The 11,670-nt window shown below is 67.0% G+C and carries 9 protein-coding genes; 4 read left to right on the forward strand and 5 right to left on the reverse strand.

All coding sequences use genetic code 11. The features are described 5' to 3' along the window. Positions 1–45: 45 nt before the first annotated feature. Positions 46–3,327 carry an AfsR/SARP family transcriptional regulator gene (locus ACRVY7_RS01245; RefSeq protein ID WP_431815699.1) on the reverse strand — a complete coding sequence of 1,094 codons (3,282 nt, stop codon included), beginning with the start codon at positions 3,325–3,327 and terminating at the stop codon, positions 46–48. A gap of 90 nt (positions 3,328–3,417) precedes the next feature. Between ACRVY7_RS01245 and ACRVY7_RS01250 the strand changes: the two genes are divergently transcribed. Next, positions 3,418–3,933, forward strand: a complete 516-nt coding sequence (locus tag ACRVY7_RS01250; protein WP_270485944.1) for an SRPBCC family protein — start codon at positions 3,418–3,420, stop codon at positions 3,931–3,933. A gap of 26 nt (positions 3,934–3,959) precedes the next feature. Here the strand turns inward: ACRVY7_RS01250 and ilvA are convergent, their stop codons facing one another. The 3 genes from ilvA to ACRVY7_RS01265 all read right to left on the reverse strand — a co-directional run bounded on the left by ilvA (position 3,960) and on the right by ACRVY7_RS01265 (position 7,821). Beyond that, positions 3,960–5,156 (reverse strand): threonine ammonia-lyase, encoded by a 1,197-nt coding sequence (gene ilvA / locus ACRVY7_RS01255; protein WP_270485945.1) that lies wholly within the window; start codon positions 5,154–5,156, stop codon positions 3,960–3,962. Positions 5,157–5,232: 76 nt separating this feature from the next. Next, positions 5,233–6,387, reverse strand: coding sequence for a cystathionine gamma-synthase (locus tag ACRVY7_RS01260; protein ID WP_431815700.1), 1,155 nt, complete (start codon positions 6,385–6,387; stop codon positions 5,233–5,235). 33 nt (positions 6,388–6,420) lie between these two features. Beyond that, positions 6,421–7,821 carry a cystathionine beta-synthase gene (locus tag ACRVY7_RS01265; RefSeq protein ID WP_049699681.1) on the reverse strand — a complete coding sequence of 467 codons (1,401 nt, stop codon included), beginning with the start codon at positions 7,819–7,821 and terminating at the stop codon, positions 6,421–6,423. Between the two features lie 62 nt (positions 7,822–7,883). Between ACRVY7_RS01265 and ACRVY7_RS01270 the strand changes: the two genes are divergently transcribed. Both ACRVY7_RS01270 and ACRVY7_RS01275 read left to right on the forward strand, forming a co-directional pair. Beyond that, positions 7,884–8,804 carry an SGNH/GDSL hydrolase family protein gene (locus tag ACRVY7_RS01270; RefSeq protein ID WP_064869412.1) on the forward strand — a complete coding sequence of 307 codons (921 nt, stop codon included), beginning with the start codon at positions 7,884–7,886 and terminating at the stop codon, positions 8,802–8,804. Beyond that, positions 8,801–9,559, forward strand: a complete 759-nt coding sequence (locus ACRVY7_RS01275) for a LamB/YcsF family protein (RefSeq protein ID WP_270485955.1) — start codon at positions 8,801–8,803, stop codon at positions 9,557–9,559. Before ACRVY7_RS01270 ends, ACRVY7_RS01275 begins: the two co-directional genes overlap by 4 nt. On the opposite strand, the gene ACRVY7_RS01280 is transcribed toward ACRVY7_RS01275, so the two are convergent. Then, a complete protein-coding gene (locus ACRVY7_RS01280; protein WP_431815701.1) occupies positions 9,552–10,943 on the reverse strand; it encodes a DHA2 family efflux MFS transporter permease subunit in 1,392 nt (463 codons plus the stop codon). The genes ACRVY7_RS01275 and ACRVY7_RS01280 overlap by 8 nt on opposite strands. A 67-nt stretch (positions 10,944–11,010) precedes the next feature. Here ACRVY7_RS01280 and ACRVY7_RS01285 point away from each other — a divergent pair, with 67 nt between their 5' ends. Beyond that, positions 11,011–11,640, forward strand: coding sequence for a TetR/AcrR family transcriptional regulator (locus ACRVY7_RS01285; RefSeq protein ID WP_431815702.1), 630 nt, complete (start codon positions 11,011–11,013; stop codon positions 11,638–11,640). The last annotated feature ends 30 nt before the right edge of the window (positions 11,641–11,670 follow it).

Here is an 11,670-nt window from a genome sequence, read left to right on the forward strand (position 1 = left end):
GAGCGACGGGCCTGCCACGCGGCAGGCCCGTCGCTCTGTGTGATCTCAGGCGAGGCGGGGCGTCTTCGACGCAAGCAGTTCGACGAGTTCTTCGGTCGCGCGCCGCCGGGACATGCCCGGGATGTCGGCGGTGACGTCGTCCCACTCCTCCTGCGTCAGCTTCGACGCACCGACCAAATCGGTCAACACAGCGTAGTAGCCCGGATAATCGACGCGCGCCTTCAATCGTTTTCCGAGCATCAGGAGCCGAGCGCCATCACGTCTGGTCTCACTCCTATCGCACAACACGTATCCCGTTGCGACCGCCAAATTCGCGGACTGCGGGATATCGTTCCACCCGCTCGGCGACAGCGTCTCGACGACGCCCGACGCCAGTACCGGCAGCAACGCGCGTGCACGATCAAGCTGCCCGGTGCGTACCAAACCGATGGCGGCGACACCGATCAGCATCGCGGCCCCTGGGTCCCGCGCAGCCATCGGATGCTCGCGCAACAGCAGGTCTCCCGCTCGGGCGAACAGCTCAGCGGCGTCGGCCAGATCGCCACGCGCGTAACGGAGTTCGCCGAAGGCCAACATCATTCCGGCAAACACTTCCGGGAAACCACGCGGGTCGGGGTCGTCTGGCGTCCAGCCGTCGGCAACGTGCACCAGTTGTTCTTCTGCGGCGTCGAGTTGGTCGAGGTTGATCAGCGTCACCGCGAGGTAGCAGCGGGTCTGCATCTCGTCCTCGAAGGAACCGAGTCGAACCAGGTCGGCGATTCCGCCCCGATAGAAGTCAACGGCGGTAGACCAATTCGCCTGCTGACTGTGGATTCCGCCGAGACTCACCTGAGCCATCGCCGACATCCAGTGGTCACTCCCGAGCCGCGACCGCTTGCGCAGCGTCTCACCGTCGCGTTCGGCCTTATCCAGACGGCCGAGGTTCTCGGCAAGATTCATCCGTCCGCCCAGCGCTGTCGTCGCGACCCGTTCGTCGGGGCTCGTGGTGCCACGCACGACGTAGCGGATGGCTTCGGTCGTGCTCCGGCTCAGCACGCACGCGGTCATCAGTTCGGTCGGCTCGAGATAGATCCGATCGGGATTGTGCAGTCGTCGCAGGTAATACCGCGCACGTGCGAGCTCTCGAAGGTCTTGGCGCAGCATCTGATGCGTCATCGACGCGAGAACCGTTGCCTGCCAATCACGTCGACGCTCGTCTGAAAGATCGCGGGGCGGCGTCGGCAACACGTCGATCAGCCGCGACCCCCAGTTCATGATCTCCGCGTGCAGGCCCCGCGCCATCCAGAACCCGGCGAGGATGGGAAAGATGCGCACCGCGCAGTCGACGGCATCGACGACCTCTGAGTCGTCCTTCTCGCCGTGCGCGATCAGCTCCGTGCAGTGGCGGAGCACCCAGACGAGGTTGTCGACGTCGGCGGCAACGCGGGTCATCAAACCTGCGTCGACGCCGGACTCATACCCGGTAACCATCTCCGACGCAACGGATCTGGCCCACTCGCGCATTGCGGAGTTGACCTCCGACGACAGCCCCGGCTCCGCGGCGAGCTTCTCCTCGCCGAACTCGCGCACCATCTCCAGCATCCGGTAGCGCACCCGACCGTCGGCCTCGATCACGGTCAGCAACGACTGATTGACCAGCGAGGCGAGAGTGTCGTCGAGCCGAAACCCGCGATAGCCCAGCACGATTCCCGCCGTGTCGGCCGTGAACCCGGCCGGGAACCTACAGAGCCGACGCAACGCCTCACGCGCATCGTCGTCGAGAAGGTCCCAACTCCAATCGATCACGGCCCGCAACGTGCGGTGCCGGTCCGGAGCGCTGCGGTCCGTCCCACGAAGCAGTGCGAATCGCTCCGCCAACCGATCGGTGATCTCCTCGACTGTCATCGTGCGAATTCGGGCTGCCGCCAACTCGATTGCCAACGGCAGGCCGTCGAGATGTCGGCACAGTCGCGCGACGGATTCGTGCGGCAGATCGGCGTCGGGCCGCACCGCGCGGGCTCGGGTGACGAACAGTTCGACGGCGGCACCGTCGTCGGTGACATCGAGTGTCGGCAATCCGAAGATCTGCTCGGCGGGCAGCATCAGCGGGGATCGGCTGGTGACGAGGATCTTCAACGACGAGTCGGCAGCAAGCAGATCGGCCACCAGGCGCGCGCACCGCTCGATCACCTGCTCGCAGTTGTCCAGGATCAACAGCGCGCCCCGCCCGCGCAGCGCGTCGATCAATCGGTCCTGCAGATCACCGGTCGGCGCGATGCGCGGTCGCGCGTTGGTACCGAGGTCCGACTCACCGACGCCGAGCGTCGCAGCGATGGCAGGCACCACGTCGTCGTCGTTGCGGATCGGTGCGAGCGGAACGTAGTAGACAGATGATCCCTCGTCGACGAGTCGGTGCCCGACGCGGTTGGCCACCCGCGTCTTGCCCACTCCGCCCGGCCCCTGAATGGTGACGACGCGATTCGCCTTCAGTTGCTCGAGAATCGACGTGACGTCGCCCTCACGCCCGATGAGGTCGCTCGTCTCCACCAGCAGACCCGTCTGCATACTCGAGCGTCGGGCGCTCGGGGTGGGTCGTCGAACATCGAGGTCTCCCTCGGCGAGCAGCGCGTTGTGGAACTCGGTGATCGTCGGACCGGGATCGACGCCCAACTCCGTCGATAGTCGACGGCGCAACGCGGCGTACACGGCGAGCGCATCGGCGACGCGTCCCTCACCGGCGAGCGCGCGCATCAGATCCAGCGCAGCCGTCTCATCCAATGGGTCACGAGCACAACGTTGTTCAGCGATCTCGCGCGCCGTGGAGTAGTCGCCGGAATTCATCGCGGCCGCACTGCGAGCACGGTTGAACGCGTCCTCCGCGTGTCCCGCCCGTGCGCGGATCTCGCTGATCAGCGATGCGGCCTCGACGCCGAGGTCATCTCCTGGCTCGCCACGCCACCACGACGCGGCGTCGTCGAGCGCGGTCACGGTTCCCTGCGCGATGAGTTCTTCGACGATCTCGATGTCGGTGCGTCCGCCGATCAAGCGATACCCGCTGCCCGACGCCTCGATGCGCCCGGCCCCGAGGACGGTCCGCAGCCGGGAGATCTGGGTGTGCAAAGCCGCCCCGGGTGACCGTGGCGGTTCGTCGCCCCACACATCGTCGATGAGCCGCTCTGCCGAGCGGGTGCGCCCTCCGGCCAGCGCCAGCGACGCCAACAGCCGCTTTGCGCGGATGCCCGGAACCGTCACCAGATCATCCGGCGTCACCGGCGAATCCGGCGCCGCGGACACGCCGGTGGCGACGGGACCGAGCAGACCGATCACGGTGGTTGCGGGGACGGACACTGTGCCAGATTAGCCCCGCGGTGCATATCGAGAGCGTCCGCGCTGGACGTATCGCCGAAAGACGGTGCGGCGCCGTGCTTGAATGGCACGATGGCTCGCAGCTACGCACTCGACTCCTTCGACCTCGACTTCTTCGACACGGCACCGGTGAGCTATCGCATCGACGTCAACCTGCCGGTCACGCCCGAACGCGCGTGGGCAGAGCTGACACGCCAACACACCCTCGACTGGTGCCGGGCGATCAGGGGCATCGAGTTCACCTCGCCACCGCCGTACGGTGTCGGCACGACCCGTCAGGCCAAACTCGGTCCGGGCGTGGCACTCTCCGAGTACTTTTTCGACTGGCTCGAGGAGCCGGCAGAACACCACTACCGCAACGCATTTCGCGGAGAATCGGTGACCGTACCCGGCCTGTCGCGGTTCGGAGAACTGACCGAGGTCAGCAGCGCCGACGTCGGCTGCCGCCTCGTGTGGCGCTTCGCTCTCGAACTCGCGACCGGAGCCAAGCCGGTCAGGCTGTTCAGCGGGCCGACAGCGGCGTCGGTGTTCAAGACGGTCGAAACCGACACCCTGCGCCACTTCTCGACACTGCGTCCGCAGACCTGATCCGACGCCGCTCGCCGGAAACCCCGTCAGCGCAGGAAGCCTGCATCGGCGAGAGCGGCACGCACAGCCTCCTGGTGCTCTGCGCCCCTGGTCTCGGCGCTGACCGTCACCTGCACCTCGCCGAGCTGTAGGTCGTCGGCAACACGCGAATGCACGACGTCGACGACGCTTGCCCCCTGCTCACGCAGTAATTCGAGTAGCGAGATGAGGCCACCCGGGCGGTCGGGAATCGTGGCGGTGACCGTGAGGAAACGACCGGACGCGGTCAGTCCCGCGGTGGTCACGTGGCTGAGCACGAGGGGGTCGATGTTCCCGCCGGAGGTGACGACGCAAATCGGTCCCGGCAGATCGAGGTCGAGACTCATCAGCGCGGCTACTCCTGCGGCGCCCGCGGGTTCGACGAGCAGCTTCGCGCGCTCGAGCAGCAGGAGTAGCGCGGTGGCCAACTGTCCCTCGTCGACCGTGACCACGTCGTCGACCAACTCACGGACGTGCGCGAACGGAACGTCGCCGGGCAGCGCGACGGCGATCCCGTCGGCCATCGTCGACATGTGGGTCGCCGCAACGGGCATGTCCTCCTGCAGCGAGGTCGGCCATGCGGCTGCCTGCGCTGCTTGGACACCGATGATCCGGACGTCGGGTCGCCGTGCCTTGACCGCGGCAGCGATCCCGGCGAGCAGCCCACCTCCGCCGAGCGGGACGACGATCGAACCGACGTCGGGCATCTGCTCACAGATCTCGACGCCGACGGTCGCCTGCCCCGCCACGATGTCGCGATGATCGAACGGGTGGATCAGCGTCGCGCCCGTCTCTTCCGCGAAAGCTCTTGCGGCAACGAGTGATTCGTCGATCGTCTCACCGACGAGCACGACCTCTGCCCCATATGCCTTGGTGGCGGCCAACTTCGGTAGGGCTGCGCCCACCGGCATGTAGACGCGCGAGGTGATGCCGAGGTGGGCCGCCGACCACGCCACTCCCTGCGCATGATTGCCGGCACTGGCCGCGACGACACCCGCGGCACGCTCCTCGGGGGTGAGCCGCGAGATCCGGTAGAACGCGCCGCGCGGCTTGAACGATCCTGTGCGCTGCAGGTTCTCGCACTTGAGCCAGACGTCGGAGCCGCTGCGCTCGGACAACACCCGCGACGCCACCATCGGTGTGCGGCGCATCACGGGCGCCAACACCACCGCGGCGTCGTCGATCTCGGCTTGTGTGATCAGCATGATGAGCGTCAACGTACGCGGTCGCGATGCCTCACGCAGCGCAACCTGCGGCGGTTCCGAATACCAGGGGTCCGGCTTACTGCAGCGCCTGCTCCAGGTCGGCGAGGATGTCGTCGATGTCCTCGATGCCGACGGACAGGCGCACCAGGTTCTCGGGCACCTCGAGCAGCGACCCGGCGGTTGAGGCGTGGGTCATCGCACCGGGATGCTCGATCAGCGATTCGATGCCGCCCAACGATTCGGCGAGCGTGAACACCTCGGTGCGGGCGCAGAATTTCTTGGCGTCCTCGATGCCGCCGGACACCAACACCGAGACCATCCCGCCGAAGCGCTTCATCTGCTTGGCGGCGACCTCGTAACCGGGATGCGACGGATCGCCCGGGTACAGCACACGCTCGATCTTGTCGTGGCGGTTGAGGTACTCGGAGACCTTCTCGGCATTGTCGCAGTGCCGCTCCATCCGGACCGCGAGCGTCTTGATGCCACGCATCGTCAGGTAGGCATCGAACGGACCCGGCACAGCGCCCGCACCGTTCTGCAGGAACGCGATGTCGGAGTCGAGTTGCTCGTCGTCGGTGACCAGCGCGCCACCGACGACGTCGGAGTGGCCGCCGAGGTACTTGGTCGTGGAGTGCAGCACGACGTCGGCACCGAGTTCCAGCGGACGCTGCAGGTACGGCGTCGCAAAGGTGTTGTCCACCACCAGTTTTGCCTTCGCCTCGTGCGCGATCTCACCGAGACGGGCGATGTCGCCGACATTCAGCAGCGGATTGGTCGGTGTCTCGACCCACACGAGCTTGGTCTTCGGGGTGATCGCCGCTCGTACCGCGTCGATGTCGCTGACCGGTGCCACCGAGTAGTCGATGCCCCACTGGGTGAAGACCTTGTCGATCAGGCGGAAGGTGCCACCGTAGGCGTCGTTCGGGATGACGAGGTGGTCGCCGGGACGCAGCGATGCGCGCAGCATCGCGTCGGTGGCTGCCATGCCGGAGGAGAATCCGCGCCCGTACGTTCCGCCCTCGATCGCAGCGATGTTCGCCTCGAGCGCTCGACGCGTCGGATTTCCGGTACGCGCGTACTCGAATCCGTCACGCAGACCGCCGACGCCGTCCTGGGCGAACGTCGAACTCGCGTAGATCGGGACGTTCACCGCGCCGGTCTGCGGGTCGGGGTCGTAGCCTGCGTGGATGGCTTCGGTGGAAAAGCCGCGTGGACGCTGGTACTTCTTCACGTGAGAACTCCTCGCTGAGTGGGTATCTGGACGCTAACCGGCGGTGATCGTCGGATGAGTGCTGACGAACGCCAGCAGATCGTGTCGGGTGATGACACCGATCGGCTTTCCGTCCTCGACGACCATGAGTGCGTCGGACTCGCCGAGCGCCTTGGTCGCCGCGGACACGGGCTCACCGGAACCGATGAGCGGGAACGGATCTCCCATGTGCGCCGACACTGGATCGGCGAGGTTCGCACGACCCTCGAACACCGCGGAGAGCAGATCACGTTCGGTGACCGCGCCTGCGACCTCGCCCGCCATCACCGGCGGCTCGGCGCCGACGACCGGCATCTGCGACACCCCGTACTCACGAAGGATCTCGATCGCGTCGCGCAGGGTCTCCTGCGGGTGGGTGTGCACGAGGTCGGGAAGCGTACCGGTCTTGCCGCGCAACACATCTCCCACGAGAGGCTCCGGCTTGCCCCCGTCGAGCGGGGTACGAAGGAATCCGTAGCTGCTCATCCACTCGTCGTTGAAGATCTTGGCCATGTAGCCGCGCCCGCCGTCGGGAAGCAGAACCACCACGACGGAGTCGGGTCCCTCCCGTTGCGCCACCTGCAGTGCCGCAACGACCGCCATGCCGCAGGAGCCGCCGACGAGCAGCCCCTCCTCGCGGGCGAGGCGTCGGGTCATGTCGAACGAGTCGGCGTCGGAGACCGCGATGATCTCGTCGGGGATGCTCGGGTCGTACGCGGTGGGCCAGAAATCCTCACCCACGCCCTCGACGAGGTACGGCCGCCCGGTGCCGCCGGAGTACACCGATCCCTCGGGGTCGACGCCAACGACCTTGACCTTGCCGCCGGATACTTCCTTGAGATACCGGCCGGTGCCGGTGATGGTGCCACCGGTGCCGACGCCCGCGACGAAGTGGGTGATCGTGCCATCGGTGTCGCGCCAGATCTCGGGGCCCGTGGTCTCGTAGTGACTCTGCGGACCCGCGGGGTTGGAGTACTGGTTGGGCTTCCACGCACCGTCGACCTCACGCACCAGACGGTCGGAGACGCTGTAGTAGCTGTCGGGGTGCTCGGGCGGGACGGCTGTCGGGCACACGACGACCTCGGCGCCGTAGGCACGCAGGACGTTGCGCTTGTCCTCGCCGACCTTGTCGGGGCACACGAAGATGCACTTGTATCCGCGCTGCTGCGCGACGAGAGCCAGCCCGACACCGGTGTTGCCCGACGTCGGCTCGACGATCGTGCCGCCGGGCTTCAGCTCCCCCGACTTCTCCGCGGCGTCGACCATCCGCACGGCGATACGGTCTTTGCTGCTGCCGCCCGGGTTGAGGTATTCGACCTTGGCCGCGACCAGCCCCGATCCGGGCGAGGTCACCGAGTTGAGCTTGACCAGTGGTGTGTTGCCCACCAGGTCGACGACGTGATTGGCGATGCGCATACCTCTATGGTCCCAGAGCGTCGCAAGCCGTCCACATTCGACTTGCCGCTAAGCTGGGACGCGTGTCCGATTCGCGTCACGTCCTCCGCGATGTCGGTGCCGCAGCGACCGCGACGGCCGCGGGGGCCGGCGCCACCTGGGCGGCATACAACGTGCTGGTCTGGCAGGCACAACAAGCCAGGACCACCATCCCCCACCGCACCGACAACGCCCCCAACGGCGACGGCATCTACCTGCCGGACGGCGGCGGCCCACTGCGCGTCACCCGCGACTCCACCGCCGACCTGCACCTGACCGTTTTCGGCGATTCGACGGCCGCCGGACTCGGCGTCGAGTCGGCAGACGACACCCCTGGCGTGCGTGTCGCCCGTCGCGTCGCCGCGGATACCGGTCGGGCGATCCGCTACAGCAACAAGGCCATCGTCGGGGCGACGTCGAAGGGCCTTGCCGCGCAGATCGACGCGATGCTGATCGCGGGACTTCGACCCGACGTCGCGGTCGTCCTGGTCGGCGCCAACGACGTGACCGCGACCAACGGCATCCGGGCCTCGGCGAATCGCTTGGGCGCCGCGGTTCGGCGACTTCGCGAGACCGGTGCCGTGGTCGTTGTCGGCACCTGCCCGGACTTCGGCGTGATCACCGCGATCCCGCAGCCGCTGCGGTCGGTGTTGCGTATCTGGGGCTTGCGGCTCGCCGCCCGCCAGGCGGCAGCGGTACGTAGTGCGGGAGGCGTCGCCGTCCCGCTGGCCGACCTGCTCTCCGAGGAGTTCAAGGCCAAGCCCGACCACATGTTCTCTCCCGACCAGTTCCACCCGTCCGCCGCCGGATACGAACTCGCCGCGGCGATCCTCACTCCCCCGGTCCTCGAAGAGATCGGCGAGTGGGGGCCTGCACCGCTACCCGAGCCACCCGAGTTGTCCGAGACCGTGCCCGCCAGCAAATTCATGTCCCGCCTGCTGCGGCGCGCACGGACCGTCGAATGACGCGCATCGATCTCAACAGCGACGTCGGCGAGTCGTTCGGCCGCTGGGAACTCGGCGACGACGACGCCGTACTCGAGGTCGTCAGCAGCGCCAACGTCGCCTGCGGTTTCCATGCGGGCGATCCGAGCACCCTGGCACGAACATGTCGAAGCGCGCTCGCGAACGGTGTCCGTATCGGCGCACAGGTCAGCTATCGAGACCTCGCGGGCTTCGGCCGGCGGTTCGTCGACGCCACGCTCACGGAGTTGACCGACGACGTCGTCTATCAGATCGGCGGGCTCCAGGCCATTGCTCGCGCCGCCGGAGCCACGGTCAGCTACGTCAAACCGCATGGGGCGCTGTACAACACGGCCGTCCACCACGAAGTGCACGCGCGCGCCGTCGTCGACGCCATCGCCGCGGTCGATCCGCGCCTTCCGGTACTCGGTTTGCCGGGTTCGCTGCTGCTCGAGATCGCCTCGGATCGCGGAATCCCGGTCGTCCGAGAAGCTTTCGCGGATCGGGCCTACCACTCCGACGGCACCCTGGTCTCCCGGCGCGAACCGGGCGCAGTCCTCGACGATCCGACGGTGGTCGCCGGGCGGGTACTGCGCATGGTCTCCGACGGCGTCGTCGAATCCGTCGAAGGCGACACGATACGGATCGACGTCGACTCGGTGTGTCTGCACGGCGACAGTCCCGCCGCTGTCGCGATGGCGGTGGCAACCCGCGAACTACTCACCGCCGAGGGCATCGAGATCACGCCGTTCACGTGAGCGCGGGCCGCGACGGCAGCATGAGCGCGAGTACCGCACCCACCAGTGCGAACACCACCGACCACCAGAAGGCTTCCGAGAAGCCCGCTGCCACCGAGGCCGCCGACATGACCACGACGGCGAGGATAGCGGTTCCGAAGGAGCCGCCGAGTTGCTGGGTGATCCGGGTGAGCATGCTGGTGTCCTGACGCGCGGAGTCGGGGACGCCGATGAAGCCTGCAGCCATGATCGGCGACAACAACAACCCGAGTCCGAGTCCGCGGAACAGCAGGGCGATCATCAACCAGATCACCGAGGTTCCCGCATCGGCGAACGCGAACGGCACGGTGGCGGCCGCGACGATCACGAACCCGCACGCCGCCACCCAACGCCCGCCGAACCGGTCGGTCAACTTTCCCGCCACTCCGCGGGTCACGAACGCTCCGACGCCCTGCGGGATCAGATAGAGCGCTGCCCGGAGCACCGAATCGCCGAACACCTGCTGAAAGAACAAGGGCAGCAAGAACATTGCGCCAAACGATGCGATGCCGAACGCGAACAGTCCGGCCGACGACGCGGCAACTGCGCGATGAGCAAGAATCCGGATGTCGACGATCCCCTGGCGCGCAGACACCAGGCTGCGCACCACGAAGACTCCCAGCGCGATCACGCCGACGATCAGCGGAATCATCACGCTCCGACTGACGAATCCCGCGTGGGCATTGGAGAGTCCGAGCAGGATCATCGCCAAACCCGGTGCGAGAAGCAGCAATCCGACGACATCGAGGTGAGCGTGGTGGTCGTCGGCGCCGCGGGTGCGGTCGTCGTCGGGGATACGCCGCGCGAGATAGAGCGCGACGGCCACGATCGGGACGTTGATCAGAAAGAGCCAACGCCAGTTGAGCCAGTTCAGGATCACGCCACCGAGCACGGGACCCAGGATCGGCCCCAGCGCGGTCGGCATCGACACCAGAGCGATGACCTGTCCGAGCGCCACTCCACGACTCGCCGACACCAGGATCGACATCATCAGCGGCATGATCAGGCCGGCGCCGAGGCCCTGCAGAACGCGAAATGCGATGAGCGACGGCGCATCCCATGCCATCGCGCACAGGACCGAGCCGAGCAGGAAGATCAGCAGCCCCGCGATCCAGGCGACGCGTGACCCGAATCGCGTTGCCGCCCAACCCGCCAACGGCACCGCGACGGCGAGCGCCAGGAGGTACCCGGTACTGACCCACTGGATCGTCGACACCGGAACGTCGAGGTCTCGGCCGAGCGTCTCGAGCGCGATGGTGGTGATCGTGGTGTCGAGGATCGGTGCGATCAGACCGATGATCACGGCCCACGCGACACGGCGCGTCGCGGGATCGATGGTCTGCGCCGGGGACGCTGTTGCCGTCATGGGAACCCCTTTAAGAATCAGTTGTGTATCTTATTGCGACGATAGGCCGACGCGATAAGATACGCAAGTGGATCTTGAACACCGGGACACCAACCCCACGCGACGCCGCGGCGCCGAACTCGAGGCCGCCATCCTCGACGCCGCGTGGGAGCAGTTGCTCGACCGCGGCTACTCGGGGCTGACCTTCGAGGCTGTCGCCGAACGAGCCGGGACCAGCAGGCCCGTGCTCTACCGTCGGTGGCCGACACGCGGTGACCTGCTGCGCGCTGCGATCTCCCATCGCGGGCGGCAGGTCGAGGTAGTCGTACCCGACACCGGGAACCTGCGCGACGACGTCCTCGAAGCGCTACGCGACATGAACAACAGTCGCGCAGATTTCGTGGTCATGATGGCGTCGAGTCTCGGCGAGTACTTCGCCGAGGGCGGCACCAACCCCCGCGAGGTTCGCGCGCTGTTCGTCGGCGATCGTGCGTCGACCATGGCCACCATCGTCGAACGCGCGATCGCTCGTGGCGAGGTGGATCCCGCACATGTGACCGAGCGAGCCATGACACTGCCGGCCGACCTCTATCGATACGAGGTACTCATGTCCCTGAAACCCGTGCCGGACGACGTCCTACGCGCCATCGTCGACGACGTCTTCTTGCCGCTCGTCCAACCGGATACCGCATCGAAGGCTCCGCGCTCCGACGAGTGACAAATCCGGCTCATCTGACACCCGGGCTGT

Source organism: Gordonia jacobaea, assembly GCF_965344965.1.
Taxonomy (GTDB): domain Bacteria; phylum Actinomycetota; class Actinomycetes; order Mycobacteriales; family Mycobacteriaceae; genus Gordonia; species Gordonia jacobaea.